Genomic DNA, 26924 nt, shown 5'->3' with positions numbered 1-26924 from the left:
AATAACCCTATGGCTTATGCTTGAGTGGACAATTAATTTTACTCGCAGCTAACCTTTCAGGTTTTTGAATTTAATTATTTTTTTATTTCTTTGTACGTTTTTAATTACACACAACGTTGTTTTTAATTCGCTACGCTGAGATTCAGCCTGTGCGTTGGTTTGTCGATTTTTCGAATCTGAAGAAAGTTGCGTCCGGTTTATCGCCTGATAATCAGCGAAAAAAATGAAAGAAAACCGACGTGAGATTGTTAATGACAGCATGCAAGCGTTGCATGCGCTGGCTAAGCTGATGCCTCAGCTTCATGCTCAATGTTCTCTGACCGACATGCTGACGACCATCAGTCGCGCGCTGGGCGCAAGTCTTGCCTGGGTAAGCGTTAATGGTGATGACGGGCTACAGCGCGTGGTATGCGCCGGGGAGATGACCTGCCATCCCTTCGAAGTGGCCGATTTCCTGGCGGACACCCTGCTCCAGCGGCATCATCGTTCATGGCGGGTGGTCTACTGGAAAGAGAATATTGGCCGTGCGTTATTTCCTCCTCAGCACCCGGGCTATGCGCAGTTGCATAGCGGTGTCCTGTGCAAACTTTCAACCCATAACTGGCACTGCAGCGGCTATTTCTTTTTAGCGTTTGATGAACGACTTTCCTCTCTGCCAATTCTGAAAAATATCGTCGTAGTGCTGGTCGAAAAATTAAAAGACTATTTCGCGGAAATTATTGCCCGGGAGAAAACTGCCCAGGAAATGCAGCGTGTCGTGACGCAATATAAGACGCTCTTTGAACGCGCCCCGGTTTTAATGAACTCTTTCGACAAATTTAACCGCTGCGTGCTGTGGAATGCCGAATGTGAAAAAGTATTCGGCTGGACGATGGCGGAGATCGCGGAACATGCCGATCCGCTTTCGCTGTTTTATCCTGACCCTGAAGAGCGGCGGCGGGTAAGAGAGTCGGTCAATGTCTCGCCGCTGAAGGATATGTATGAGTGGCATCCGCTACGCAAAGACGGGACCCCGCTGACGGTGCTGTGGTCCAACATTCTGTTGCCGGACAACTCTATCCTCAATATTGGGCTGGATATCACCGAGCGGAAAAAAGCCGAGCAGCAGCTGCAGGTAAAAGCCACTACTGACGATCTCACCGGCTGCTTTAACCGTTCGGCGATTTTGCAGCAGCTTGAGCTTGCGCTGGCGGCCAGTGCCCGGCATGAGGTTAACAGCCATTTTTGCGTCCTGATGTTTGACCTGGATTTCTTCAAACAGATCAACGATGAGTGGGGGCACCCGGTGGGTGATGCGGCGCTCCTTCACTTTTGTAACGCGATCCGTGAGTTATCACCTTCAGATTCGGCATTAGGCCGCGTGGGAGGAGAAGAGTTTTTGCTCTTGCTGGCGCAAACAAACGGCAATGGCGCTGCGCAGTTATCCGCCAGGTTGCGCACCTTTCTGCAAACCAACCCGCTGGCCGTGGGGGAGAGAAAACTGTCGCTGTCATTTAGTGCTGGGGTTGTGGAAGTAAGCGGAGGACAGCGGGATACTTCAGTCCTGCTGAGGCGTGCCGATAAAGCATTATATGAGGCCAAGCATTCGGGGCGAGGAAAAACGGTGGTGGCAGCTGATTATTTATAAATCAACGAACAAAATACGCCCGAACAAATAGCATAAAATGCCATGTCGAGGTTATGATTTTTCGCGCTGTTACAAGTTTGGCTTAATCAACAATCGTCTGTTGTGTTATCTTCCCACCGCCCTTGCGGGCTGGATAATTATTTTCCTTAATTGAAACGGAACGAATACTTACAGTTTAGCTTACGGGAAAATATTATCGTCATAACGAAATTTAAGATTTTTAATACGAAAAGTCAGTTGCTAACTTCGCATGATTCATGCAACGTAATCACCTGTTTAACAAAGCATCCGGCCTTCATTACTACAGGCGTACAACATGCAGGGATATAGGGCGGGAAATGAATCGTAGCGCGCGGCGCAAAATGCTCAGGGTGGTAGGGATCATCATGGTAGTTATGCTGCCTGTGATGCTTGCGCTATGGTTTGCCCAGCTACGAGCCGTATCTGAAACAAGCGCCCAGCTACGGACATTTGCTGAACTGGCTTTAGACAAAACAGAACTGGTTATTCAACAGGTTGATCTGGCCCGGGACGAGGCTGAAAAATATCAGGGTGAGCTTTGCACGCCGGGACATCGTCAATATATGCTGAACGTTGTTCGTGGCCGCCTGTTTGTCGCCGATTTAATTTACGCTCAAGGTCAGAATTTTCTTTGTTCGACCGTTTTTACACCGGATCGTCCCTACGCTATTCCTGTCGCTAATTACACGCGTAAACCTGACGTCGCTATCTATTATTATCGCGACACCCCATTTTATACTGGTTATAAAATGACATATATGCAGCGCGGAAATTATGTGGTGGTCGTCAATCCACTTTCATACAGCGAAGTCATGTCTGCGGATCATTCTCTCTCATGGGGAGTGTACGACACGGTAACCAATGCTTTCTTTTCCGTCAGCCAGAAAGCCAATGTTTCTTTATTAAATTCGATGATTCGGGATAAGGAATCGGTATTTCAAAAAGATAACCGCTTTTATACGATCGTAAGTTCCCCCAAAAGACCGATTGCGGCCATTGTATCGACATCGAATAAACGCTTTTATGAAACGCTTTATCACCAGGCGACGTTGACGCTGCCGCTGGGCATGATCTGCAGCATTATTATTTTGCTGGTATGGTCCCGTACACATCGTGAGCTCAATTCGCCGGGGCGCTTACTGCACCGGGCACTGACCAAACGACAGCTTTGCGTGCACTATCAGCCGATTATTGATATCAAGAACAACCGGTGCGTGGGCGCGGAGGCGTTATTACGCTGGCCTGGTTTTAACGGGCAGGTGATGAGTCCGGCGGAGTTTATTCCGCTGGCGGAAAATGAGGGGATGAGCGAGCGGATCACAGACTATGTCGTTGAAGAGGTGTTCAGCGATCTGGGTCATTTTCTGGCCGAGCATCCCCATCTCTATATTTCGATTAACCTGTCGGCCACGGATTTCCACTCCTCGCGGCTGATCGCCATGATTTCCGAGAAGGCTCGCCATTACGCCGTCCGTGCGCAGCAAATCAAAATAGAAGTGACGGAACGCGGTTTTATCGATGTGCCAAAAACCACGCCGGTGATACAGGCTTTCCGTCAGGCGGGTTATGAAGTCGCGATTGATGATTTTGGTACCGGTTACTCGAACCTGCACAACCTCTACTCGCTGAACGTGGATATCCTGAAAATCGATAAATCGTTTATCGATACCTTAACGACCAACAGCACCAGCCACCTGATCGCCGAGCATATTATCGAGATGGCGCAAAGCCTGCGGCTGAAAACCATTGCGGAAGGGGTAGAGACGGCAGAGCAGGTGAGCTGGCTGTTGAAGCGCGGCGTCCAGTTTTGTCAGGGATGGCACTTCGCGAAAGCGATGCCGCCCCAGGAATTTATGACCTGGCAGCAGCAACCTTTGCACTGATATTCATTAATTCAACTGGTGGCGATAGTCGCTCGGCGTGCGGTCAAACTCGCGGCGAAACACGCGGGAAAAGGTTTGTTGCGACACATAGCCAAGATCCATCGCGATATCAAAAATCGGCCGCTGCGTTGAGCGTAGCGCCTGCGCCGCCAGCAGCAGTCTGCGCTGGCGAATGTACTCACCCAGGGTCTGATGCATGACCGTGCGGAACATTCTCTGTAAATACCATTTCGAATAGCCCGACTTTTTAGCGACCACATCAATGTTCAACGGTTGGTCGATATGGTCATCAATCCATTCAATAAGCGTCTGAATAATCTGCTGATGCGACATAAGGTTGCCCCTCTGTAGATACAACTATCTCGGTTAATTCGTCGTTTTCTCTGCGGGGGAGTATAATTCCTCAAGTTAACTTGAGGTAAAGAGGTTTTATGGAAAAGAGATTGCCGCGAATTAAAGCGCTTTTAACCCCCGGCGAAGTGGCAAAGCGAAGCGGCGTTGCCGTGTCGGCGCTCCACTTCTATGAAAGCAAAGGGTTAATCAAGAGTATCCGTAACGGAGGAAACCAGCGTCGCTATACCCGCGACGTGCTCCGCTACGTGGCGATTATCAAAATTGCGCAACGAATCGGAATTCCCCTGGCCACGATCGGCGAGGCCTTTGGCGTGCTGCCGGAAGGGCACACGCTGAGCCCGAAAGAGTGGAAAGAGCTGTCATCCCAGTGGCGCGAAGAGCTGGACAGGCGTATCCATACGCTGGTCGCGCTGCGTGACGAACTGGATGGCTGCATTGGCTGCGGCTGCCTGTCGCGGAGCGATTGTCCGTTGCGTAACCCCGGGGACAAGCTGGGCGAGCAGGGGACGGGGGCACGGTTGCTGGAAGAGGACTGAGATTGCGCGGCAAAAAGCACATAAAGAACTAAAGCGCCACATAAGGGCGCTTTAGTTTTTCCCGGTCTTTGTCTTTCACTCTATCCCGCTGGTTCACGGGAGGGTTTCCCCCGACGTCAGCACCCCTCGTGTCGAGCTGGTTGGGGAGGTTCCGGATTGTGCTGACACTTTAATTCTATGCAAGACCCGTTTTTTCGCCAGCCTCGCTGACCGGTTTTTAGCCGAATTTTTTTCGCGGTGTTGTTCAATTTTCTATAGTTAAAAAGTATGAATAACCAGGAGAAAACCATGCTCACGGTACATCACCTAAACCAGTCGCGCTCGCATCGCGTGATCTGGGCGCTGGAAGAACTCGGCCTGCCTTATGAGATCGTTCACTATCAGCGTGAAAAGAACATGCTGGCACCTGAGGCTCTCAAAAAAGTGCATCCGTTGGGCAAATCACCGGTCATCGAAGATAACGGACTGATCCTCGCAGAGTCAGGCGCCATTCTGGAGTATCTGCAGGAAACGTACGATGCCGAGTCGCGGCTTAAGCCTTTAGATCCGGCGCATAAGGTGCAGTACCGCTTCTGGCTGCACTACGCGGAAGGATCGCTGATGCCGCTGCTGTTAATGAAGCTGGTCTTCAACAGCCTCGGCAAGCCGCCCGTGCCGTTTGGTATCCGAACCCTGGGGAAAGCGCTGGGGCAGGGGGTGCAGAAAGCGTACCTCAACCGCCAGCTGGAAACCCATGCACGCTTTATTGAGTCGCATCTTGCTAAAAACAGCTGGTTTGCCGGGGATTCGCTCAGCATGGCCGACATCCAGATGAGCTTCCCGATCTTTGCCCTGCTGGCGCGCGGCGGTATTAATAACCTGCCGCATAGTCAGGCATGGAAAACGAAGGTTGAAAACAGCCCTGGCTGGCAACGAACGCTGGAGCAAGGGGGGCCGTTATCTATCCCGGGCGAGGACTGAAATGTAAACAAATTGCGCATAGACGATAACGTTTGCGCATCCTCTGTTTATTTCTTCAGCATCATAAGTGAATTTTAGCGAAAAACAATAAAGTTCAGTTGAAAAGGGCGGGGATTACGCTAGATAATCGTTTGCCTTAATTTGACCACCCGTTTGTAAGCGCGGAGCTAAACGTTTGCTTTTTTTGTGACGCCCTTTCGTCGCAAACGCAACACAAGGATTTGACGTTTAGCTGGCAGCGGCGTCTCCACCTCGCTTACGGACTTCCTAAAAAACTCTCAGGGGATGTTTTCTATGTCTACGCCATCTGCGCGTACTGGCGGTTCACTTGACGCCATGTTTAAAATTTCGGCCCGCGGCAGCACCGTGCGCCAGGAGATCGTTGCCGGTTTGACAACGTTTCTGGCGATGGTTTACTCCGTCATCGTTGTGCCGGGCATGCTGGGCAAAGCGGGCTTCCCGCCAGCGGCTGTCTTTGTGGCAACCTGCCTTGTGGCCGGCGTAGGCTCCATCGTGATGGGCCTGTGGGCGAACCTGCCGCTGGCGATTGGTTGCGCCATCTCTCTGACCGCGTTTACCGCGTTCAGCCTGGTGCTGGGCCAGCACATCAGCGTACCGGTTGCGCTGGGTGCCGTGTTCCTGATGGGGGTGCTGTTTACCGTGATTTCAGCGACCGGCATCCGTAGCTGGATTTTGCGCAACCTGCCGCAGGGCGTGGCGCACGGTACCGGTATCGGCATCGGCCTGTTCCTGCTGCTGATCGCCGCCAACGGCGTCGGTCTGGTCATCAAGAACCCGCTGGACGGTCTGCCGGTGGCGCTGGGCCACTTCGCCAGCTTCCCGGTGATTATGTCGCTGATCGGCCTGGCGGTGATTATCGGTCTGGAAAAACTGAAAGTGCCGGGCGGCATTCTGCTGACCATTATCGGCGTTTCCATTGTTGGCCTGATTTTCGATCCGAACGTCCATTTCTCCGGCATTTTCGCCATGCCGTCGCTGAGCGATGACAAAGGCAACTCCCTGATTGGCAGCCTGGATATCGTCGGCGCGCTGAACCCGGTGATCCTGCCAAGCGTGCTGGCGCTGGTGATGACCGCGGTGTTTGACGCGACCGGTACCATCCGCGCGGTGGCCGGTCAGGCGAACCTGCTGGATAAAGACGGTCAGATTATTGATGGCGGCAAAGCGCTGACCACTGACTCCCTGAGCAGCGTCTTCTCTGGCCTGGTGGGTGCGGCACCTGCGGCTGTGTACATCGAATCCGCAGCGGGTACGGCGGCAGGCGGTAAAACCGGCCTGACGGCAATCACCGTCGGCGTGCTGTTCATGCTGATCCTGTTCCTCTCTCCGCTCTCCTATCTGGTTCCGGCGTATGCGACTGCGCCAGCGCTGATGTACGTTGGCCTGCTGATGCTGAGCAACGTGGCGAAAATCGACTTTGCAGATTTCGTGGACGCCATGTCTGGCCTGATTACCGCGGTCTTCATCGTGCTGACCTGTAACATCGTGACCGGCATTATGATCGGCTTCGCGTCGCTGGTGATTGGTCGTCTGGTCTCCGGTGAGTGGCGCAAGCTGAATATCGGCACCGTGATTATCGCCGTTGCGCTGGTGGCATTCTACGCGGGCGGCTGGGCAATCTAAGTTGTCCTTTGATGCGAAAACGGGTGGCTCAGGCCGCCCGTTTTTATTTTCAGGACTCATCCTGTTGCCTTTTGCGTTACTCTGGGGAAGATAGAATAAAAGGCACGACGCCTTCCGGAGTACATAAGCAACACAGCAAACAGGGAACGCATGGAAATCTTCTTCACAATACTCATCATGACCCTTGTGGTCTCGCTATCCGGGGTGGTTACACGCGTACTGCCCTTTCAGGTCCCCCTGCCATTAATGCAAATTGCCATCGGCGCGCTGCTGGCGTGGCCGACGTTTGGCCTGCACGTGGAATTTGACCCCGAACTGTTCCTCGTGCTGTTTATCCCGCCACTGCTGTTTGCCGATGGCTGGAAAACGCCCACGCGCGAATTCCTTGAGCACGGGCGCGAGATCTTCGGCCTGGCGCTGGCGCTGGTGGTGGTCACCGTCGTCGGGATTGGTTTTCTGATCTACTGGGCGGTACCGGGCATTCCGTTAATACCGGCTTTTGCGCTGGCCGCCGTGCTGTCGCCAACCGATGCCGTGGCGTTGTCCGGCATTGTGGGTGAAGGCCGTATTCCGAAGAAAATCATGGGGATTTTACAGGGGGAGGCGCTGATGAACGACGCCTCCGGCCTGGTTGCCCTGAAGTTTGCCGTGGCCGTTGCGATGGGCACGATGGTCTTTACCGTCGGCGGCGCGACGCTGGAGTTCTTCAAGGTAGCGATTGGCGGTATTCTCGCGGGCTTCGTGGTGAGCTGGCTGTACGGCCGCTCATTGCGTTTCCTCAGCCGCTGGGGCGGCGATGAACCCGCTACGCAGATCGTACTGCTGTTCCTGCTGCCGTTTGCCTCTTATCTGATTGCTGAACATATCGGCGTATCGGGCATTCTGGCGGCAGTGGCGGCAGGGATGACCATTACCCGCTCCGGCGTGATGCGCCGCGCGCCGCTGGCCATGCGTCTGCGTGCCAACAGCACCTGGGCCATGCTGGAGTTTGTCTTTAACGGCATGGTATTCCTGCTGTTGGGCCTGCAGCTGCCGGGCATTATGGAATCCTCGCTGGTGGCGGCCGAGGCCGACCCGAACGTTGAGGTCTGGATGCTGTTTACCGACATCGTGCTGATCTACCTGGCGCTGATGCTGGTGCGTTTCGGCTGGCTGTGGACGATGAAAAACTTCAGCGTCCGTTTCCTGAAGAAAAAGCCGATGGAGTTCGGCTCGTGGACAACGCGTGAACTGCTGATTGCTTCTTTTGCGGGCGTACGCGGGGCGATCACCCTTGCCGGTGTCCTCTCCATTCCGCTGCTGCTGCCGACGGGCGACGTCTTCCCGGCGCGCTACGAGCTGGTCTTCCTGGCGGCGGGCGTGATTCTGTTCTCCCTGTTTGTCGGCGTGATTATGCTGCCGATTTTACTCCAGCATATTGATGCCGGTGATTCGACCCAGCAGCATAAAGAGGAGCGTATTGCGCGGGCGGCTACCGCCGAAGTGGCGATTGTCGCTATCCAGAAAATGGAAGAGCGTCTGGCCGCGGATGCGGAAGAGAACATCGACAATCAGCTGCTGACGGAAGTGAGTTCCCGCGTGATTGGTAACCTGCGTCGTCGGGCCGACGGGCGTAACGACGTGGAAAGCTCGCTGCAGGAGGAGAACCTGGAGCGTCGGTTCCGTCTGGCGGCGCTGCGCTCCGAGCGTGCCGAGCTGTATCACCTGCGCGCCACGCGCCAGATCAGCAACGAGACGCTGCAAAAGCTGCTGCACGATCTGGACCTGCTGGAAGCGCTGTTGATAGAGAATCAGTAGCGCTGTTTTGCCGGGTGGCGGCTTCGCCTTACCGGGCCTACGGTTCGAACGTAGGCCCGGTAAGCGCAGCGCCACCGGGCATTATTCAGACCGCACCCAAAACCCCTCACAACACTGCAGCCACGCCTGTGCGCTGTGCGACAGATACACCCCTTCACGCCAGATCATCCCCAGCTGCCAGTGCAGGTCGCTCTCCAGCGGGATCCAGCGCAGCGTGTTTTTATCCAGACGCTCGCAAATCGGCTGCGGCAGAATGGCAATCCCCACGCCGGCCTGCACCATCGCCGCCAGGAAATCCCACTGCCCGCTGCGTACCGCAATGCGTGGCTTCACGTTATGCTGGTTAAACAGCGTCATCAGCTGGCGGCTGAGGGCGAAGTCTTCGTTGTAGATCAGCAGAGGGTGCTCGCCGAGCAGTTCAGGCTTCACCGACTCCCTCTTCAGCCAGTCGCCGGAGCGGGGCACCAGCACGCACAGCGGGTGGCTAAAGAGCGGAAGCGTCGCCAGGCCGCTCTCTTCCTCAACGGGGAGGGCGGTCATTGCTACGTCGAGCTCGCCGTTGGTGACGGCCTGCTGGACGGTTAACCCACCAAACTCCGAAATCTTCAGCTCTACGCCGGGATAACGCTGGCGAAACAGGCTGATCGGCCCGGCCATCATCATGCCGACCATCGGGGGAATGCCGAGGCGAAGCACCCCTTTGGTCAAATGGTTTATATCGTCCAGCTCCGCTTCCAGCTGGCGGAACTCCGCCAGAATCGCCAGCCCGCGTTCGAACACCACGCGTCCGGTGTCGGTCAGCAGCAGCTTGCGCCCGTCGCGGATCAGCAGGGTACAGTTCAGTTCATCTTCGAGGTTTTTCAGCATCTTGCTGATGGTGGGTTGGGTGACAAACAACTTCTCCGCTGCGCGGGTAAAACTTTGCTGACGAACCACTTCGACAAAATAGCGCAGCGTTCTTATGTCCATGATTATTCCTCGAAACTATACCTTTGATGATTTTAATTCATTTCAGTCCACACCGTGCGCTCACTATACTGGCGCCTCGTCTCATTTTTGAGGAAAACCCCCATGGCCGTGGCGTTAAGCCGTGTTACGCCTGCCGTTGTTCAACGACTCCAGGTCCCGGTTCAGGTACTGCTCTACGCGGGACTGTTTGTTTTTGCCGAATATCTTGTCGGTTGGCTCCACCTGCCGCTGCCTGCCAACCTGGTGGGGATGCTGCTGATGCTGACGCTTATTCTGTGTCGCGTGATCCCCCTCAACTGGGTGCGCGCCGGGGCGCGCTGGCTGCTTGCGGAGATGCTGCTGTTCTTTGTCCCCGCCGTGGTGGCGGTGGTGAACTATGCGCAGCTGCTGATGGTGGACGGCTGGCGAATCTTTGCGGTGATCGCGCTGAGTACGTTGATGGTGCTGGGGGCGACCGCCTGGGTGGTGGATAAAGTCTACCGCTTTGAAATCAGCAGGCACAAACATGACTAACTTTCAGATCAGCGTCTTGTGCTTGATTGCGACGCTCGGGATCTACTTTGCCAACAAGCGACTGTATCGTCGTTTTCACGCCCTGCCGCTGATGCCGCTGGTCTTCACGCCGATCCTGCTGGTGCTGATGCTGGTCTTTGGCCACATTTCCTGGCAGAACTACATTGGCGAATCCCACTGGCTGCTGTGGCTGCTCGGCCCGGCGACCATCGCCTTTGCCGTGCCCGTTTACGACAACCTGGCGATTATCAAACGCCACTGGATGTCGCTCAGCGCAGGGGTGATCACCGCCACGGTGGTCGCGGTCTGTAGCTCCGTCTGGCTGGCGAGACTGTTTACGCTGCCCGATGAAATTCAGCGCAGCCTGGCCGTGCGCTCGGTGACCACGCCGTTTGCGCTGGCGGCGGCAAAACCGCTCGGCGGGCAGCCGGACCTGGTGGCGCTGTTTGTGGTGGTGACGGGCGTCTTTGGGATGGCGGTGGGCGATATGCTCTTTCTGCGGCTTTCCATTCGCGAAGGCATGGCGAAAGGGGCAGGGTTCGGCGCGGCGTCGCACGGCGCGGGCACGGCACGTTCGTATGAGCTGGGCCAGCAGGAGGGCGTTGTCGCGAGCCTGGTGATGATGCTGTCGGGCGTGGTGATGGTGCTGGTTGCACCGCTGGTGGCGTGGGTGATGTTTTAAGCTCCCCGGCCAGAATGGCCGGGGAGAAAGGCTTAGTGCGCGCGGCCCTGCTCGACGCCGAGACCGGTTTGTGAACGAATAAACTGGGCGCGGAATTTTTCGCGCTCCAGATTACCCTCCGGCGAATTGTCGGTGGCCGAGAAGAACCAGATGCCGATAAACGCCACGGCAATGGAGAACAGTGCCGGGTATTCATACGGGAAGATGGCGCTTGCGTGACCGAGGATCTGCACCCAGATCGTCGGGCCCAGAATCATCAGGATCACCGCCGTCAGCAGCCCCAGCCAGCCGCCAATCATCGCGCCACGGGTGGTCAGTTTCGACCAGTACATGGAGAGCAGGATGATCGGGAAGTTACAGCTTGCCGCAATGGAGAAGGCCAGCCCCACCATAAAGGCGATGTTTTGCTTCTCGAACAGAATGCCTAACAGAATCGCCACCACGCCCAGCACCAGCACGGTGATTTTGGAGACCTTCAGCTCATCGCGCTCGCTCGCGCCTTTGCGGAAGACGTTGGCGTAGAGGTCATGCGAGACCGCCGACGCCCCGGCCAGCGTCAGACCCGCAACCACCGCAAGAATGGTGGCGAAAGCCACGGCAGAGATAAAGCCGAGGAACAGGTTACCGCCCACCGCGTCCGCCAGGTGCACCGCCGCCATGTTGTTACCGCCAATCAGCGCGCCTGCGGCATCTTTAAATGCCGGGTTCGCCCCCACCAGCATGATCGCGCCAAAGCCGATGATAAAGGTCAGAATATAGAAGTAACCCATGAAGCCGGTGGCGTAGAAGACGCTCTTGCGCGCTTCACGCGCGTCGCTCACGGTGAAGAAGCGCATCAGAATATGCGGCAGACCCGCGGTACCGAACATCAGTCCGAGACCCAGTGAAAGCGCCGATATCGGGTCTTTCACCAGCCCGCCCGGGCTCATGATTGCTTCCCCTTTCGGGTGGACCGCCATGGCTTCGGTAAACAGGTTATTGAAGCTGAACCCGACGTGCTTCATCACCATAAAGGCCATAAAGCTGGCGCCGAACAGCAGCAGCACGGCTTTGATGATCTGCACCCAGGTCGTCGCCAGCATGCCGCCGAACAGCACGTACATCACCATCAGTACGCCCACCAGCACCACCGCGATGTGGTAGTTCAGGCCGAACAGCAGTTGGATCAATTTACCCGCGCCCACCATCTGCGCAATCAGATACAGCGCCACTACCACCAGCGAGCCGCAGGCGGAGAGGGTGCGAATCGGTCCCTGCTTCAGGCGATACGAGGCCACGTCAGCGAAGGTATAGCGGCCCAGGTTGCGCAGGCGCTCGGCAATCAGGAACAGAATGATCGGCCAGCCGACGAGGAAGCCGAGGGAGTAAATCAGGCCGTCATAGCCGGAGGTGTAGACCAGCGCGGAGATGCCAAGGAAGGAGGCGGCGGACATAAAGTCACCCGCAATCGCCAGCCCGTTCTGGAAGCCGGTAATGTTGCCGCCTGCGGTGTAGTAATCGTTACGGGAGCGCACGCGTTTCGACGCCCAGTAAGTGATATACAGCGTCAGCACCACGAAAATCAGGAACATCACAATCGCCTGCCAGTTGGTCGGCTGGCGCTGTACCTCGCCGGTAATGGCATCCGCCGCGTGGGCGGCAAAGGGAAGTGTGGCGGCGAGCGCCGTCAGAACTCGCTTCATGATGCTTTTACCTCTTGCAGTACCGCTTTATTAAGACGATCGAATTCACCGTTCGCGCGCCAGACGTAGACGCCGGTCAGCAAGAATGAAATCACAATCACGCCAATGCCAATCGGAATGCCGCGCGTCACGCTGGTCCCCTCGTGCAACGGGGTGCCCAGCCAGTGTGGGGCAAAGGCGATCAGCAAAATAAAGCCGACATAGATAATCAGCATGATGATGGAAAGGATGAAGGCAAACCGTTGCCGCTTATCGACGAGCTCCCTGTAGTGCGCACTATTCTCTATCTGCTGACAAATATCGTTATTCATCACAGAGTTCTCCAGAGGTAAGGTTGGTTTGTTTTATCCCCTCTCCCCTATGGGGAGAGGGTTAGGGTAGGAAGGTGCGGTCTGATGCCCTCACCCCGGCCCTCTCCCACGGGGAGAGGGAGAAAAGATTACGAGGGCATTGCGATGGCCTGCTTCTCTTCGAGCAGTTTTTCCACCACGCCAGGATCCGCGAGCGTTGAGGTATCACCGAGGTTGCTGGTGTCCCCTGCCGCGATTTTGCGCAAGATACGACGCATAATTTTGCCGGAGCGGGTTTTCGGCAGCGAGTCGGTCCAGTGCAGCACGTCCGGCGTTGCCAGCGGGCCAATCTCTTTACGCACCCAGTTGCGCACCTCAGCGTAGAGCTCTGGCGATGGCTCTTCCCCGTGGTTCAGGGTGACATAGGCGTAAATCGCCTGGCCTTTGATGTTGTGCGGAATACCGACAACGGCGGCTTCGGCAATCTTCGGATGCGACACCAGCGCCGATTCAATCTCTGCGGTGCCCAGACGGTGGCCGGAGACGTTAAGCACGTCGTCCACGCGCCCGGTTATCCAGTAATAGCCATCTTCGTCACGACGCGCGCCGTCGCCGCTGAAGTACATGTTTTTAAAGGTCGAGAAGTAAGTCTGCTCGAAGCGATCGTGATCGCCGAACAGGGTACGCGCCTGACCCGGCCAGGAGTCTGTGATCACCAGGTTGCCTTCGGTGGCGCCTTCCAGCGGGTTGCCTTCATTATCCACCAGCGCAGGCTGCACGCCGAAGAACGGACGGGTCGCGGAACCGGCCTTCAGTTGCGTGGCGCCCGGCATCGGGGTGATCATAAAGCCGCCGGTTTCGGTCTGCCACCAGGTGTCCATCACCGGGCATTTCTCGTTGCCGATTTTCTTCCAGTACCACTCCCAGGCTTCCGGGTTAATGGGCTCGCCCACGGAACCGAGGATGCGCAATGAAGAGCGGTCGGTGCCTTCGATGGCTTTGTCGCCTTCCGCCATTAATGCGCGGATCGCCGTTGGCGCGGTGTAGAGAATATTGACCTGGTGTTTGTCGACCACCTGGCACATACGCGCCGGGGTCGGCCAGTTGGGTACGCCCTCAAACATCAGCGTTGTTGCGCCGCAGGCCAGCGGGCCGTACAGCAGGTAGCTGTGTCCGGTGACCCAGCCCACGTCGGCGGTACACCAGTAGATGTCGCCCGGATGGTAGTCGAAGACGTATTTGAAGGTGGTGGCCGCATAGACCAGATAGCCGCCGGTGGTGTGCAGTACGCCTTTTGGCTTACCTGTGGAGCCGGAGGTATAAAGAATGAACAGCGGATCTTCTGCGTTCATCTCTTCCGGCTGATGCTGGTCGCTCGCTTTTTCAATCAGGTCGCTCCACCACAGGTCGCGACCTTCGTTCCAGTCGATCTTGCCGCCGGTACGCTTAAGGACGATGACGTTGCTGACCGTTTTGACGTTCGGGTTTTTCAACGCTTCGTCGACGTTTTTCTTCAGAGGGATACCGCGTCCGGCGCGCACGCCTTCATCGGCGGTGATCACCAGTTTTGAACTTGAATCGACAATACGACCCGCAACCGCCTCTGGTGAGAACCCGCCAAAAATCACTGAGTGAATCGCACCGATGCGCGCGCAGGCCAGCATGGCCACCGCCGCTTCCGGCACCATCGGCATATAGATAGCGACCACGTCGCCTTTTTGAATGCCTTTTTCCAGCAGAACGTTGGCGAAGCGGCATACGTCACGGTGCAGTTCTTTATAGGTAATATGTTTGCTCTGCGAGGCATCATCGCCTTCCCAGATAATCGCCGTCTCATTCCCGCGCTCGGCAAGGTGACGATCAAGGCAGTTCGCCGCCAGGTTCAGGGTGCCATCTTCATACCATTTAATGGAGACATTGCCGGGCGCAAAGGAGGTGTTCTTCACCTTCTGATAAGGTTTGATCCAGTCAAGGATATGGCCCTGCTCACCCCAGAAGGTGTCCGGGGCGGTGATAGATTGCTGATATTTCTCGTGGTACTGCTCCGGGGTGATCAGGCAACGGTCCGCAATATTTGCGGGAATGTCATGTTTGTGGATTTGGCTCATGGCTTTTTTTCTCCTTGTAAGATGTTAATAATATGTCGCAAAAACGTTAATTGTAGGGGCTTTACAAGCTTTGTTTAGTATTTGGGCTACAGATCACGCATTGTTTGAAGAGTATGAAAAATGAGCGAATGAAACTTTGAAGGAAAATAATTTATGCTGACGATTATTCACATTTATGTTTAAAAAAGCGTTTTTATAACAAAAGGTTATTTATAAGAAGTAGAACAAACTCCCGTCATCGTCGCTTTTGTGAGTGAAACGCGTCGTTCTTTAAGGCTTGCGCAACAGGTCGCGCAAATGATACTCATACGCCGCGTTAAAAAATCCCATAAACCAACGCAACACAATTCATACCCTTTCAGTATGTCTCCATATTCATGCAGTTTGCGTGAATAAGGCGCTCATTGAGGAAGTCAGTTTCTATGAAAAACGTTAAAGTCAGCCTTGCCTGGCAGATCTTAATCGCCCTTGTGCTGGGCATCTTGCTGGGCAGTTACCTTCACTATCACAGCGACAGCCGCGAATGGCTGATTGCGAACCTGCTCTCTCCCGCAGGGGATATCTTTATTCATCTGATCAAGATGATTGTGGTACCGATTGTGATCTCGACGCTGGTGGTCGGTATTGCGGGCGTCGGCGATGCGAAGCAGTTAGGTCGTATTGGTGCGAAAACCATTATATATTTCGAAGTGATCACTACGGTGGCGATCATTCTCGGTATCACCCTGGCGAACGTGTTCCAGCCGGGTTCCGGGATTGATATGTCGCAGCTGGCTACGGTGGATATTTCGAAATACCAAAGTACGACCGCTGACGTGCAGAGCCACGCGCATGGCCTGATGGGCACGATCCTGTCGCTGGTGCCGACCAACATCGTGGCGTCGATGGCGAAGGGCGAGATGCTGCCGATTATCTTCTTCTCGGTGCTGTTTGGTCTGGGGCTCTCTTCTCTGCCGGCGACGCACCGCGAGCCGCTGGTCACCGTGTTCCGCTCTATCTCCGAAACCATGTTTAAAGTGACCCACATGGTGATGCGCTACGCGCCGGTAGGGGTGTTCGCGCTTATTGCCGTCACCGTGGCGAACTTCGGTTTTGCCTCCCTGTGGCCGCTGGCGAAGCTGGTGATCCTGGTGCACTTCGCCATCCTGTTCTTCGCGCTGGTGGTGCTGGGGATCGTGGCACGTCTGTGCGGGCTGAGCATCTGGATCCTGATTCGTATCCTGAAAGATGAGCTGATTCTGGCCTACTCCACGGCAAGCTCTGAGAGCGTGCTGCCGCGTATTATTGAGAAGATGGAAGCCTACGGCGCGCCAGCGTCGATCACCAGCTTCGTGGTGCCGACCGGTTACTCCTTTAACCTGGATGGTTCGACGCTGTACCAGAGTATCGCCGCTATCTTTATTGCGCAGCTGTACGGCATTGACCTGTCGCTCTGGCAGGAGATCGTACTGGTACTGACGCTGATGGTGACGTCCAAAGGTATTGCAGGCGTTCCGGGCGTTTCGTTCGTGGTGCTGCTGGCAACGCTGGGCAGCGTTGGTATTCCGCTCGAAGGTCTGGCATTTATCGCCGGTGTGGACCGTATCCTCGACATGGCGCGTACGGCGCTGAACGTGGTGGGCAATGCCCTGGCGGTGCTGGTTATCGCCAAGTGGGAGCACAAATTCGACCGCAAAAAAGCGCTGGCATATGAACGCGAAGTGCTGGGTCGTTTTGATAAGACGGCTGACCAGTAACATCCTAAGCCCGGTGGCGCTGCGCTTACCGGGCCTACGGGTTTTGTAGGCCGGGTAAGGCGAAGGCGCCACCCGGCACTTTACTCCCCGCTTAACGCATCAAACTCTTCGCATCCCGTATCAAACCCTTCAGTGCAGCTCAGGTTCAACCAGTACAGTGCTTTCTGCTTATTTGGCGTGATAAAGCCTTTCTCGCCCTGCCTGAACAACATCCCCGCCCAGTACTCGGCGTAGCCGGTACGCGAAAGGGCTGAACTCCGCTTGAACCACGAGGCGGCCTGCACGTCATCCTGCGCTACCTCGACGCCGTTGGCATAAATCAGCCCCAGCAACAGCTGCGCATCGACCGCAGAGTCGCTGTCGATATCTTCGGTTGCCGTTTGCAGCAGTTTAATGGCCTGGGGGTAGTCAGTTTTCCCCGCCTGAGTGTTGACCAGCACGCGTGCCAGCATGATCGCGCCGCGTTTGCTGCCAGCAATGTTTGCCTGTTGGGCCAGGGCTTTGGCCTGTGCGTAATCGCCCTGCGTAAAAAGGATTTGCGACAACAGAGCCATGGCGTCGACATCGCCGCCTTTTGCGGCTTTCTCTGCCCACAGCGCGGCCTGCTTGCTGTCGCCGGAGCTGAAGTACGTATCAGCAAGATAATACTGGGCACGCGCATCACCGGCTTCCGCCTGCTTCTGATACTGGCTGCCTATCTCATCCGCGCGGGCGAAGGACGTTAAAAACACTAACAACAGAAAAATGGATTTCATGGATTCTTATCATCTGGGTACACGCCGCGCAGTATAATCGCGGGCGCAAAAGAAAAAAATGGGTGCATTAAGACCTCAGCATCCTACAAGCCGGGCGGAACCGTTGTTCCGCCCATAGAGGTTAGCCTGCGACGCAGGCTAATTTCGCCGCCACCTCCTGATGTTCACTCTTTATTGTGAGCTCGCAGAGCTTCCCGCGAGTAATAAAGGTAAATATCACTATCGTCAGGCAGATAATAAAGACGATGCCTAACGCAGTTTTTAATGGCGTCATGCCTTTTACTCCTTGTCAAAAAAAGAATAAGAGGCTACTCTCAACCTGTTGGGAGTTGAGGGAGTAGCCTCGGGTAAATGAAAATTTCCCGGGGCTTTCTACTTTCTGTCCCTCAACAATGCTCAAGACAGAAAGTCTTAAGCACCCGCCGCACATCTTATCCCTCTGAATTAAAATGCAAAGATGTAATTCTTTTTCGCGAAAATTACATTATTTCTGCGAGCCGCTTTCCAGAATAATAATTGATATTATTGATAAGCCAACCGGAAATAAAAAGGGAGTGAATATTTCACTCCCTTTATTCATCGATGAATTAACGGCTTCAACCCATTGCGCTTTCGCGCAGCCGGGCTTTTAGCTTGTTATATTCGTCGATCACGTACTGTTCCGCCGCGTGCTGATCCGCAATCGGCTCAACGTTGACGGCGCAGTATTTATACTCCGGCGTTTTGGTTATCGGGCTTAAGTTCTCCGTCACCAGCTCGTTGCAGGCACCAATCCACCACTGATAGGTCATATAGACCGCCCCTTTGTTTGGACGGTCGCTGACCTGCGCACGGGTGATAATCCGCCCTTTGCGCGAGTTCACCCACACCAGCGCCTCGTCCTCAATACCAAGGCGTTCTGCATCGGCGGTGTTGATTTGCGCATAGCCCGGTTCGTCCGCCAGCGCGGCCAGCGCGGCGCAGTTGCCGGTCATCGAACGACAGGAGTAGTGCCCCACCTCACGTACGGTGGAGAGCACCATCGGATACTCATCGGTGAGTTTATCAATGGGCGCGACCCAGTCGCAGGTGAAGAATTGCGCCAGCCCGTTCGGGGTGTCGAATTTCTCCTTAAAGAGATAGGACGTGCCTTGATCGGCCTCCGACTCATCCCGGCACGGCCACTGGATGTATCCCAGCTCACCCATTTTTTCATAGGTGGCGCCGTAGAAGTCCGGACACAGGCTGCGCAACTCGTCCCAGATCTCCTGGGTGTTGTTGTAGTGCATCGGGTAGCCCATACGGGTGGCGATTTCGCTGATGATCTGCCAGTCCGTTTTCAGATCCCACTTCGGCTCGACCGCCTTGAAGAAGCGCTGGAAGCCGCGGTCGGCCGCCGTGTAGACGCCTTCATGCTCGCCCCAGGAGGTCGACGGTAAAATGACATCCGCCGCCGCCGCGGTTTTGGTCATGAAGATATCCTGGACAATCACCAGCTCCAGATCCTCAAACCCTTTGCGCACCGCCGAGAGCTCGGCGTCGGTCTGGAGAGGATCTTCGCCCATGATGTAGGCCGCACGCACTTCGCCATGCGCCGCGCGGTGCGGCAGCTCGCTGATGCGGTACCCGGTGTGTTCCGGCAGGCTTTCCACGCCCCAGGCCTTCGCGAATTTGGCGCGGTTCTCCGGAAATTTCACGTACTGGTAGCCAGGATAAGTATCCGGCAGCGCGCCCATATCGCAGGCGCCCTGCACGTTATTCTGACCGCGCACCGGGTTCACACCAACGTGGGCTTTACCCAGATTACCGGTCAGCATCGCGAGGCTGGTCAGAGAGCGCACGGTCTCCACACCCTGGTAGAACTGGGTCACGCCCATACCCCAGAGGATGGCGGCGGTTTTCGCCCCGGCATACATCCGTGCCGCCTGGCGGATCGCCTGCGCGCTGACGCCGGTAATCGCTTCAACCGACTCCGGCGTATAGCCTTCGACTATTTTCTTGTACTCTTCAAAGCCTTCCGTACGGGTCGCGACAAATGCCTGGTCGTACAGGTTCTCCTCAATGATGACGTGCCCCATTGCGTTCAGCAGCGCGATGTTCGAGCCGTTTTTCAACGCGATGTGCATATCCGCAATGCGCGCGGTTTCAATTTTGCGCGGATCGCAGACGATGATTTTCGCCCCATTTTGTTTAGCGCGAATAACGTGGTTCGCGACGATAGGGTGAGAATCCGCCGGGTTATAACCAAAGATGAAGACGAGATCGGTATTATCTATCTCGTTGATGGCATTGCTCATTGCGCCGTTACCGACCGACTGGTGCAGACCTGCAACCGATGGGCCGTGTCAGACGCGAGCGCAGCAGTCGACGTTATTGGTTCCAATAACGGCGCGCGCGAATTTTTGCATCACATAGTTGGTTTCATTTCCCGTCCCGCGGGAAGAGCCGGTGGTCTGAATCGCATCCGGGCCATATTTGGCCTTGATGGCGCTCAGGCGCGTGGCGACGTAATCCAGCGCCTCGTTCCAGGAGACGGCTTCCAGCTTGCCGCCGCGCTCGCGGCGGATCATAGGGTTTTTCAGGCGCGGGGTGAGGATTTGGGTATCGTTAATAAAATCCCAGCCGTAGTAACCTTTCAGGCATAGCGTGCCCTGGTTGGTTTTCCCCTGTGCGGCCTCTGCCCGGACGATTTTGCCGTTATCGACCACCAGGTGGATCTTGCAACCTGAGGCACAATAAGGGCAAACCGTGACGACTTTTTTCATCAGTCTGCTCCAGTTAATCGAATCATTCGCACCCACTATGCAGCTTCTATGCCATGTTTTTCGTATGGGTATACCCTGACTTTACGGCCCCTTCGCGGTGAAAACCCTGACAAAAAACAGCCAATCGTCAAAATTGACGTGTCGACAAGGCAGCGGATGTGACATGGGTTGAATTTCCGTCACTGAAAAAACCATTTGACTGGAGCCGACGGCAGAATGGTTCAGACTTAACATAATCCCCTGACGGAAGCATATGATGAAACCGGCGATTCTGGTGGTTGATGACGATACGGCAGTCTGCGAACTGCTTCAGGACGTGCTGAGCGAGCACGTCTTTAGCGTGCTTGTCTGCCATAACGGCCAGGATGCACTGCGGCAGGTACAGCAGGAGCCGAATATCGCGCTGGTGCTGCTGGATATGATGCTGCCGGATATCAACGGCCTGCAGGTTCTGCAGCAGCTGCAAAAGCAGCGGCCAGCGCTACCGGTTGTGATGTTAACCGGGCTGGGGAGTGAGTCAGACGTGGTGGTGGGGCTGGAGATGGGGGCCGACGATTATATTGGCAAACCGTTCAACCCGCGCGTGGTGGTCGCCCGTGTTAAGGCGGTATTGCGCCGTACCGGCGTGCTTGCTGCGGAATCCCCCGTAGCGCCCGTCGCGGGCATTGCGTTTAACGGATGGACGCTCGATACCACCCGATGTGAGCTGAGCGATCCCCAGCGTAATCCCGTCCCGTTAACCCAGGGCGAGTACGGCCTGCTGCTGGCGCTCACGCAAAATGCCCGTCGGGTGCTGAGCCGTGACCGGCTGCTTGAGCTGACCCACAGCGAAAGCGCCGACGTGTTCGACCGCACGATTGACGTGCTGATCATGCGCCTGCGCCGGAAAATAGAGGCTAACCCGCATCAGCCTGCGCTCATCAAAACGATCCGCGGGCTGGGTTACGTGTTTGCCACCGATGTGAGCCGGCCCGAACAGGCGGCATAAGGCTTACGTTATCGCCGGAACAATGATGGCGGCAAAAATCGCGATGATGCACAGATACTTGAGGGCGTAATAGGCCTTACGGTTTCTTTTTTTCAGACGCTGCCCCCGTTCGCGACCCGCATGAACGTATTTAAAGATGCGGTTAATGCCGCCAGTGCTGTCATTCTCGTCATTCGGTGAGCTGGCTGCAGACATTAGCGTGGTTCCCACCCAATGGTTAACCGCCTGCGCCCAGCGCCATTTCATCGGACGCTCAATATCGCAGAAGAGAATAATGCGCGTTTGATCCGTTTTATTCTCTGCCCAATGGACGTAGGTCTCATCAAAAATAACGGCTTCACCGTCCCGCCAGCTGTGGCGCTGCCTGTCGACTTCAATAAAGCAGCGATCGTCATTCGGTGTGAATAAGCCCAGATGGTAACGAACCGAGCCCGCGTAAGGGTCCCGGTGCTTGCCAAGCTTCGCCCCCGCCGGCAGCTCGGCAAACATGGCCGCCTTCACCGAAGGGATTTCACTTACCAGCCGGGTCGTCACCGGGCATAAAGACTGTGCGGAGGGATGGGCATCGGCATACCACTTCAGATAAAAACGTTTCCAGCCGCGTTTAAAAAAGGTGTTAAAGCCAGCGTCGTTATTATTTTCCGCCGCCTTAATATGATGCTGCAAACGCAGCGCCTCTTCGCGAATAATCAGCCAGTTTTCCGTCAGCTTATTTAATTCCGGGAAGCGTTCAGTTTCAAAGAAAGGCTGCCTGGCGGGCAGGGAAGAAAACGCCGTCATAAACATATTGATGGGCGCCATGAACGTCGAATGGTCGAAGAGCTGACGAGAAAGCGTCTGTTTTTCTTTGCCGCGTGAATGCGCATAAATAACGCTGATAATGAAAATACCGATGATGATGACTGCGAACATTTTTCCCTTGTCCTCTTTCTATCTCATTTCGGAAAAGCGTGCGGACAGTGTACTGCCCACGCCGAATATGCCAGATGGAGAGAGTGTAGTTCGGGGATGTAAAATTCATAGAACTGTAATGAAATATCGCAATTATTGTTAAATTAAACGCTCTCGCGAATAAACGCCTGCAGCTCGGCAAGCGTTTTTGCACCGTCAATCGCATTGGCTGCCAGCAGGCTTGCCCGCGCGCAGGCGTGCGCCAGATAAATGCTCTCCGTGAGCGGCAGCGATTCATGGCAACCGTATAAAAATCCGGCGCAAAACGCATCGCCCGCGCCAACGCTGCCGATAATCTCTTTCTGCTCCAGTAACCATGATGGGATCCAGCGGCCTTGCTCACCCGGCGCTTCACCCCATGCGCCTTCGGGGCAGTGGATAACCACCCGCTGGCGAACGCCTGCCGCCAGCAGCTGTGCGGCGGCTTCAGCAATATGGGCTGTGTTCAGCGCATCGCTGCCGTCGCGCATCTCCAGCCCGCTAAACTCCCCGGCTTCCAGCTCGTTAATGACCAGATAATCAAGATGGCGCAGGGCAGGGAGCACCAGCGGCTGGTAGCGCGGGTCGCCCTTGCGGGACACCAGATCGAGCGAGGTTTCATACCCCTGGTCGTGCATCTGCGCCAGCAGCCGCGCGCTGCGGGTGCCAAATTCGTCATCGGGCATATCCAGGCTGTCGAGCAGCAGCAGGTAGCCGAGATGGAAGATCTTCATCGATCCGTCTAAGCGATCGAAAGCGGGAAGATCCAGCAGGCGGTTGGCCCCCGGTGAGTGGAAAAAGGTGCGCTGTCCGCTGGGATCGGTCATCACCTGCGACATGGAGGTCGGTGCGAAGGTGGTGCGCTGTACGCGCTGGCGATTGACATGGTACTGGTCGAGCATCGCCAGAATGTAATCCCCGTCGCCGTCTTCGCCAATCAGCCCCACCGCCTGCAGCGGCAGGCCAACGTGCATTTTCGCCAGCGTCAGCAGGACGTTGAGCGGCGCGCCGCCGGTTGAGCGTTCGCTGTGGGTGATTTCCGCCAGCCAGCCGCGCTCCGGCCACTGCACGATCTGGTGGACGTGGTCCACCAGCATATTGCCTGCGGCGATGATGCCCTTACGTTCCATTATGCCTGCCCCGCGCTGCCGAAGATGCGCATCTGTTCGGCGACCGTATCGGTTATCGCCTCTTCTATCCCCAGCAGCAGCTCGGCAAATTCATCATACAGCGGCTGGCGCTTCGCCATGCGCTGCTCAACGGCAGCGAGCGCGGCCTGCGACATGCCGGTATAGAAATTGATTTTATGAATGCCCAGCTCAATCGCGCGACGGAAGTCGGCATCGCTAATCCCGGAGCCGCCGTGTAAAACCAGCGGCAGCCCCGTCTGCTGGCGAATGGCGTCCAGACGGGGGAAATCGAGCTTCGGCTCGCCCTTGTATTTGCCGTGCGCGTTGCCGATAGCAACCGCCAGCGCGTCAATGCCGGTTGAATCGACAAATTCGCGCGCCAGCTGCGGGTCGGTAAAGAAAGCTTCATCCGCATGCCCGTACAGCGCGCCGCCTTCATCGCCCCCGACCGCGCCCAGCTCCGCCTCCACCGAGACGCCCACCGCGTGGCACATCTTCACCACTTCCCGCGTCTGGCGAATGTTTTCCTCGTAGCTCAGCGTAGAGCCGTCGAACATCACCGAGCTGAACCCTAAGCGCAGGGCGCGCACCACGGCGTCAAAATGCAGGCCGTGGTCGAGATTGAGCACCACGGGAATGTCGTGACGGGCGGCTTCGAACTTCACCGCTTCGACAAGGGAATCCAGCGACACGTACTTAAAATGCACTTCGGCGATGTTGATGATAAACGGCGAGCGCTCCTGCTTTGCGGCGGCGAACAGCGCGCGCAGGAAGTGGGAGTCGAGCACGTTAAATGCGCCCAGCGCATAGCGGTGTTGTCTGGCGTGGGCAAGACCGTCGGCAAGAGAAATCAATGGCATCATTCACCCCTTATATCCGAAACAGGTTGTACTCATTGCACAGCACCAGCAGCGCCGGCTCGTCTTCTTCGATGTTGTTATAGCGGGCAACGGGTTGCAAAAAGTGGTTGTCGTGCTCGTCGTCGTTTACTGAGGACACTTCCCCGACCAGCACGTCGCCGAAGCCGCGTTCGCCCCAGAAACTGTGGTAAAGACCGGGCGTCAGGCAGATGCTTTCCCCTGGCGTGAGGCGCAGCTGGCTGCCGGGGGCGTGGGTTTGACGGCAGCCGTCGACCGTGACCGTCACGTCGGTGTTTTCCGTCTCTTCATGCGCCCCGGCATTCCATAATTCCACGATCAGATTCCCGCCGCCTCGGTTGATGATGTCTTCCCGTTTATGCCAGTGAAAATGCATCGGCGTGACCTGGCCGTCCCGCACGTGCATGATTTTTTCGGCATAGTTTTTTTCATACGGCACGCCGTTGGGCGAGCCGTTGCGCAGGGTAAACAGCGTCAGGCCCTGAGCGGCAAAGTTGTTGCCCCCGAATGCCGTCACGTCCCAGCCGAGCCTGAGGTCGAACACTTCCTGCCATGCGGCCTGGTCAAGCTGCTGCCATTTCGTTGGCGGAAAGCTGGCAAACGGCGGGAGATGCACGTCGTGCATGGAGAAAAACTGCCGCGTGTGGCCGAGGATTTCATTGATGTCGGAGCGTTTCATGGGGACTCCTTGAAAACAGTTCCCTCTCCCTGCGGGAGAGGGAAAAGGATCATTTAACCGTCCACCCCTTATACGTGCCGACGTTCTTTTTATCGATCATCGTCACCGGGATCAGCACGGGCGCTTTCGGTGCAGGTTTGCCCTGGAGAATGTCATAGCCGATCTCCACCGCTTTTGCCGCCATGACCTGCGGATCCTGCGCCGGGGTCGCCACAAACAGCGAGTTTTCGCGCTTCAGCGCTTCCTCACCGTCCGGTGAACCATCCACGCCAACGATAAAGAACTCATTGCGCTGCGCCTGTTTCGCGGCCAGATCGGCGCCGATCGCCGTCGGATCGTTAATCGCAAACACGCCGTCGATCTTTGGATTGGCCGCCAGCAGCGAGGTCATGACTTCCAGACCGCCTTCACGACTGCCTTTGGCGTTCTGGTTATCCGAGAGCACCTTGATATCCGGATGTTTTTTGAACTCCGTCTGGCAACCTTCCACGCGGTTTTGCACCGCTGAGACCGGCGGTCCGTTGATGATCACCACGTTGCCTTTCCCTTTCAGGCGGTCGGTAATGTACTTACAGGCCATCTCACCCGCCTGGGTGTTATCGGAGGTGATGGTCGCATCAGCCCCTTCCGCCGCCACGTCAACCGCCACGACCACGATCCCGGCGTCCTTCGCGCGCTTCACCGCCGGGCCGATCCCTTTGGAGTCCGCGGCGTTGAGGATGATCATGTCCACTTTCGCGGCGATGAAGTTGTCGATCTGCGCCACCTGCTGGCCCAGATCGTAACCGCTGGAGACCAGCGTCACCTTGACGTTATCCCCTGCCAGCTTGCGCGCTTCCAGCTCGGCACCTTTGGTGATCTGCACGAAGAACGGGTTAGCCAGGTCACCCACCGTCACGCCAATGGACTTCAGATCTTTCGCCTGCGCAAACGGCGTTGCGGCAAGCAGCGCGCCAGCACAGAGCGCGGTTACTAACGGTTTCAAACGCATCTTGTCTTCCTCACTCGTAGGGTATTGTTGTTATGCACTTTGATGGTGTCGGGTACGGTATTTGTCGATTAGCACCGCAATGATGATCACCGCCCCTTTGATCACCAACTGCCAGAAGTAGGAGACGCCCATCAGCGTCATGCCGTTGTTGAGGGTGGCGATGATCAATGCGCCGACCAGCGTGCCGGTGATCGTGCCGATCCCGCCGACAAAGCTGGTGCCGCCGAGGATCACCGCCGCAATCGCATCCAGCTCGTAACCTGTGCCGAGGTTACCGTTAGCGCTGTACAGGCGTGAGGCGCTCATGACGCCGCCGAGGCCGGAGAGCAGGCCGCTCATGCCGTAGACAAACAGCAGCACCAGCCAGACCTTAATGCCCGTTAAGCGCGCCGCCTGCATGTTGCCGCCCACCGCGTAGATGTGTACGCCGAGCGTGGTGCGGCGCAGGATGAACCAGCAGATAGCGATGACCGCGAGGGCGATCACCACCAGCCACGGAATCGGGCCGAGATAGTTATTACCGATCCACTCAAAGTTGATGTTGGAGTTAATGACCGTCGTGCCGTCGGCCAGCAGATACGCCGCACCGCGCAGTGCCGTATAGGTGCCGAGCGTCACGATGAAGGGCGGCAGTCCGGCGAAGGCCACCAGCGCGCCGTTGAACAGGCCCAGCACCATGCCGAGCATCAGCGCGGCCGGAATGGAGAGCATGGCAAATTCAGGGATAAGCGAGACCACCATCGCCGCTACCGCCGTAGTGCCCAAAATCGAGCCCACGGAGAGGTCAATCCCGCCGGTTAAAATGATGAAGGTCATTCCCGCCGCCAGCACGATGTTGATCGACGCCTGACGGGTAATGTTGAGCAGGTTGCTCTCGGTAAAGAAGTTCGGGGCAATAAAGCCAAATACCGCCACAATCAGGATCAGAATCGGCAAAATACCGACCGTTTGCATCAGATCGCTCATCAGCATTTTTTTTGCGGAGGCGGATTTCGCCACCTGCTGCGGACTGGTTGAATGTGTCATG

General features: G+C 56.2%; 24 protein-coding genes. 10 read left to right on the top strand and 14 right to left on the bottom strand.

From position 1 onward, the window contains the following. Positions 1-223: 223 nt before the first annotated feature. Both AC0TOY_RS02220 and AC0TOY_RS02215 read left to right on the top strand, forming a co-directional pair. Positions 224-1627 (top strand): sensor domain-containing diguanylate cyclase, encoded by a 1404-nt coding sequence (locus AC0TOY_RS02220; protein WP_024906724.1) that lies wholly within the window; start codon positions 224-226, stop codon positions 1625-1627. A 338-nt stretch (positions 1628-1965) separates the two neighbouring features. Then, positions 1966-3531 carry an EAL domain-containing protein gene (locus AC0TOY_RS02215; protein WP_048989829.1) on the top strand — a complete coding sequence of 522 codons (1566 nt, stop codon included), beginning with the start codon at positions 1966-1968 and terminating at the stop codon, positions 3529-3531. 6 nt (positions 3532-3537) lie between these two features. Here the strand turns inward: AC0TOY_RS02215 and soxS are convergent, their stop codons facing one another. Then, positions 3538-3864, bottom strand: coding sequence for a superoxide response transcriptional regulator SoxS (soxS, locus tag AC0TOY_RS02210; RefSeq protein ID WP_008503387.1), 327 nt, complete (start codon positions 3862-3864; stop codon positions 3538-3540). A 98-nt stretch (positions 3865-3962) separates the two neighbouring features. Between soxS and soxR the strand changes: the two genes are divergently transcribed. From soxR to AC0TOY_RS02190, 4 genes are all read left to right on the top strand, one after another. After that, positions 3963-4421 (top strand): redox-sensitive transcriptional activator SoxR, encoded by a 459-nt coding sequence (gene soxR / locus AC0TOY_RS02205; RefSeq protein WP_008503388.1) that lies wholly within the window; start codon positions 3963-3965, stop codon positions 4419-4421. A 288-nt stretch (positions 4422-4709) separates the two neighbouring features. Further along, positions 4710-5381 (top strand): glutathione S-transferase family protein, encoded by a 672-nt coding sequence (locus tag AC0TOY_RS02200; protein ID WP_473721443.1) that lies wholly within the window; start codon positions 4710-4712, stop codon positions 5379-5381. A 294-nt stretch (positions 5382-5675) separates the two neighbouring features. Then, a complete protein-coding gene (ghxP, locus tag AC0TOY_RS02195) occupies positions 5676-7025 on the top strand; it encodes a guanine/hypoxanthine transporter GhxP (RefSeq protein ID WP_032650612.1) in 1350 nt (449 codons plus the stop codon). Positions 7026-7175: 150 nt separating this feature from the next. Continuing rightward, positions 7176-8822, top strand: coding sequence for a Na+/H+ antiporter (locus AC0TOY_RS02190; protein WP_024906728.1), 1647 nt, complete (start codon positions 7176-7178; stop codon positions 8820-8822). 81 nt (positions 8823-8903) lie between these two features. On the opposite strand, the gene AC0TOY_RS02185 is transcribed toward AC0TOY_RS02190, so the two are convergent. Next, the gene (locus tag AC0TOY_RS02185) at positions 8904-9791 is read right to left on the bottom strand and encodes a LysR family transcriptional regulator (RefSeq protein ID WP_473721442.1); all 888 of its coding nucleotides are present in this window, start codon (positions 9789-9791) and stop codon (positions 8904-8906) included. Positions 9792-9893: 102 nt separating this feature from the next. Here AC0TOY_RS02185 and AC0TOY_RS02180 point away from each other — a divergent pair, with 102 nt between their 5' ends. Both AC0TOY_RS02180 and AC0TOY_RS02175 read left to right on the top strand, forming a co-directional pair. Continuing rightward, positions 9894-10304: a CidA/LrgA family protein gene (locus AC0TOY_RS02180; RefSeq protein ID WP_021242769.1), complete on the top strand. Its 411-nt coding sequence runs from the start codon at positions 9894-9896 to the stop codon at positions 10302-10304. Beyond that, a complete protein-coding gene (locus tag AC0TOY_RS02175; RefSeq protein ID WP_024906731.1) occupies positions 10297-10986 on the top strand; it encodes an LrgB family protein in 690 nt (229 codons plus the stop codon). The genes AC0TOY_RS02180 and AC0TOY_RS02175 overlap by 8 nt, the downstream gene beginning before the upstream one ends. Before the next feature lie 32 nt (positions 10987-11018). On the opposite strand, the gene actP is transcribed toward AC0TOY_RS02175, so the two are convergent. The 3 genes from actP to acs all read right to left on the bottom strand — a co-directional run bounded on the left by actP (position 11019) and on the right by acs (position 15066). Next, complete coding sequence (actP, locus tag AC0TOY_RS02170) at positions 11019-12668, bottom strand: cation/acetate symporter ActP (protein ID WP_024906732.1); 1650 nt, start codon at positions 12666-12668, stop codon at positions 11019-11021. Then, positions 12665-12979: a DUF485 domain-containing protein gene (locus AC0TOY_RS02165; RefSeq protein ID WP_024906733.1), complete on the bottom strand. Its 315-nt coding sequence runs from the start codon at positions 12977-12979 to the stop codon at positions 12665-12667. The genes actP and AC0TOY_RS02165 overlap by 4 nt, the downstream gene beginning before the upstream one ends. A 128-nt stretch (positions 12980-13107) precedes the next feature. After that, entirely contained in the window at positions 13108-15066 is a 1959-nt protein-coding gene (gene acs, locus AC0TOY_RS02160) for an acetate--CoA ligase (protein ID WP_032650613.1), read from the bottom strand. Positions 15067-15488: 422 nt separating this feature from the next. Between acs and gltP the strand changes: the two genes are divergently transcribed. Next, the gene (gene gltP, locus AC0TOY_RS02155) at positions 15489-16802 is read left to right on the top strand and encodes a glutamate/aspartate:proton symporter GltP (protein WP_024906735.1); all 1314 of its coding nucleotides are present in this window, start codon (positions 15489-15491) and stop codon (positions 16800-16802) included. 80 nt (positions 16803-16882) lie between these two features. On the opposite strand, the gene AC0TOY_RS02150 is transcribed toward gltP, so the two are convergent. The 3 genes from AC0TOY_RS02150 to fdhF form a co-directional block, all read right to left on the bottom strand. Next, a complete protein-coding gene (locus AC0TOY_RS02150; protein WP_090420745.1) occupies positions 16883-17557 on the bottom strand; it encodes a tetratricopeptide repeat protein in 675 nt (224 codons plus the stop codon). A 121-nt stretch (positions 17558-17678) separates the two neighbouring features. After that, positions 17679-17831, bottom strand: coding sequence for a Hok/Gef family protein (locus AC0TOY_RS02145; protein ID WP_013095084.1), 153 nt, complete (start codon positions 17829-17831; stop codon positions 17679-17681). 322 nt (positions 17832-18153) lie between these two features. Continuing rightward, positions 18154-20301, bottom strand: a complete 2148-nt coding sequence (gene fdhF / locus AC0TOY_RS02140; RefSeq protein WP_473721441.1) for a formate dehydrogenase subunit alpha — start codon at positions 20299-20301, stop codon at positions 18154-18156. 256 nt (positions 20302-20557) lie between these two features. Here fdhF and AC0TOY_RS02135 point away from each other — a divergent pair, with 256 nt between their 5' ends. Beyond that, positions 20558-21289 (top strand): response regulator, encoded by a 732-nt coding sequence (locus AC0TOY_RS02135; RefSeq protein WP_473721459.1) that lies wholly within the window; start codon positions 20558-20560, stop codon positions 21287-21289. 3 nt (positions 21290-21292) lie between these two features. Here AC0TOY_RS02135 and lpxO read toward each other — a convergent pair whose 3' ends face one another. The 6 genes from lpxO to AC0TOY_RS02105 form a co-directional block, all read right to left on the bottom strand. Then, entirely contained in the window at positions 21293-22201 is a 909-nt protein-coding gene (gene lpxO, locus AC0TOY_RS02130; RefSeq protein WP_473721440.1) for a lipid A hydroxylase LpxO, read from the bottom strand. Positions 22202-22344: 143 nt separating this feature from the next. Continuing rightward, positions 22345-23349, bottom strand: coding sequence for a carbohydrate kinase family protein (locus AC0TOY_RS02125; protein ID WP_473721439.1), 1005 nt, complete (start codon positions 23347-23349; stop codon positions 22345-22347). Then, the gene (locus AC0TOY_RS02120; RefSeq protein WP_234085220.1) at positions 23349-24209 is read right to left on the bottom strand and encodes a ketose 1,6-bisphosphate aldolase; all 861 of its coding nucleotides are present in this window, start codon (positions 24207-24209) and stop codon (positions 23349-23351) included. The genes AC0TOY_RS02125 and AC0TOY_RS02120 overlap by 1 nt, the downstream gene beginning before the upstream one ends. A gap of 10 nt (positions 24210-24219) precedes the next feature. After that, a complete protein-coding gene (locus AC0TOY_RS02115; RefSeq protein ID WP_473721438.1) occupies positions 24220-24906 on the bottom strand; it encodes a D-lyxose/D-mannose isomerase in 687 nt (228 codons plus the stop codon). Positions 24907-24955: 49 nt separating this feature from the next. Further along, on the bottom strand, positions 24956-25897 hold the full coding sequence (locus AC0TOY_RS02110; RefSeq protein WP_021242935.1) for an ABC transporter substrate-binding protein: 942 nt from the start codon (positions 25895-25897) through the stop codon (positions 24956-24958). A 30-nt stretch (positions 25898-25927) separates the two neighbouring features. Next, positions 25928-26923 carry an ABC transporter permease subunit gene (locus tag AC0TOY_RS02105; protein WP_048990313.1) on the bottom strand — a complete coding sequence of 332 codons (996 nt, stop codon included), beginning with the start codon at positions 26921-26923 and terminating at the stop codon, positions 25928-25930. Position 26924 lies beyond the last annotated feature (1 nt).

The sequence above is a fragment of the Enterobacter sp. PL_is379 genome, assembly GCF_055817355.1.
This window is presented reverse-complemented; position numbering and strand designations above follow the sequence as displayed.

Bases quoted from the DNA above. Each gene is read 5' to 3' on its own strand.
- AC0TOY_RS02215 (WP_048989829.1), top strand. From the start codon at position 1,966: ATGAATCGTAGCGCGCGGCGCAAAATGCTCAGGGTGGTAGGGATCATC.
- AC0TOY_RS02190 (WP_024906728.1), top strand. From the start codon at position 7,176: ATGGAAATCTTCTTCACAATACTCATCATGACCCTTGTGGTCTCGCTA.
- AC0TOY_RS02180 (WP_021242769.1), top strand. From the start codon at position 9,894: ATGGCCGTGGCGTTAAGCCGTGTTACGCCTGCCGTTGTTCAACGACTC.
- AC0TOY_RS02120 (WP_234085220.1), bottom strand. From the start codon at position 24,209: ATGCCATTGATTTCTCTTGCCGACGGTCTTGCCCACGCCAGACAACAC.
- AC0TOY_RS02105 (WP_048990313.1), bottom strand. From the start codon at position 26,923: ATGACACATTCAACCAGTCCGCAGCAGGTGGCGAAATCCGCCTCCGCA.
- AC0TOY_RS02125 (WP_473721439.1), bottom strand. From the start codon at position 23,349: ATGGAACGTAAGGGCATCATCGCCGCAGGCAATATGCTGGTGGACCAC.
- AC0TOY_RS02110 (WP_021242935.1), bottom strand. From the start codon at position 25,897: ATGCGTTTGAAACCGTTAGTAACCGCGCTCTGTGCTGGCGCGCTGCTT.
- acs (WP_032650613.1), bottom strand. From the start codon at position 15,066: ATGAGCCAAATCCACAAACATGACATTCCCGCAAATATTGCGGACCGT.
- gltP (WP_024906735.1), top strand. From the start codon at position 15,489: ATGAAAAACGTTAAAGTCAGCCTTGCCTGGCAGATCTTAATCGCCCTT.
- soxR (WP_008503388.1), top strand. From the start codon at position 3,963: ATGGAAAAGAGATTGCCGCGAATTAAAGCGCTTTTAACCCCCGGCGAA.
- AC0TOY_RS02185 (WP_473721442.1), bottom strand. From the start codon at position 9,791: ATGGACATAAGAACGCTGCGCTATTTTGTCGAAGTGGTTCGTCAGCAA.
- actP (WP_024906732.1), bottom strand. From the start codon at position 12,668: ATGAAGCGAGTTCTGACGGCGCTCGCCGCCACACTTCCCTTTGCCGCC.
- AC0TOY_RS02145 (WP_013095084.1), bottom strand. From the start codon at position 17,831: ATGACGCCATTAAAAACTGCGTTAGGCATCGTCTTTATTATCTGCCTG.
- soxS (WP_008503387.1), bottom strand. From the start codon at position 3,864: ATGTCGCATCAGCAGATTATTCAGACGCTTATTGAATGGATTGATGAC.
- AC0TOY_RS02200 (WP_473721443.1), top strand. From the start codon at position 4,710: ATGCTCACGGTACATCACCTAAACCAGTCGCGCTCGCATCGCGTGATC.
- AC0TOY_RS02135 (WP_473721459.1), top strand. From the start codon at position 20,558: ATGAAACCGGCGATTCTGGTGGTTGATGACGATACGGCAGTCTGCGAA.
- AC0TOY_RS02150 (WP_090420745.1), bottom strand. From the start codon at position 17,557: ATGAAATCCATTTTTCTGTTGTTAGTGTTTTTAACGTCCTTCGCCCGC.
- AC0TOY_RS02115 (WP_473721438.1), bottom strand. From the start codon at position 24,906: ATGAAACGCTCCGACATCAATGAAATCCTCGGCCACACGCGGCAGTTT.
- AC0TOY_RS02220 (WP_024906724.1), top strand. From the start codon at position 224: ATGAAAGAAAACCGACGTGAGATTGTTAATGACAGCATGCAAGCGTTG.
- ghxP (WP_032650612.1), top strand. From the start codon at position 5,676: ATGTCTACGCCATCTGCGCGTACTGGCGGTTCACTTGACGCCATGTTT.
- AC0TOY_RS02165 (WP_024906733.1), bottom strand. From the start codon at position 12,979: ATGAATAACGATATTTGTCAGCAGATAGAGAATAGTGCGCACTACAGG.
- AC0TOY_RS02175 (WP_024906731.1), top strand. From the start codon at position 10,297: ATGACTAACTTTCAGATCAGCGTCTTGTGCTTGATTGCGACGCTCGGG.
- lpxO (WP_473721440.1), bottom strand. From the start codon at position 22,201: ATGTTCGCAGTCATCATCATCGGTATTTTCATTATCAGCGTTATTTAT.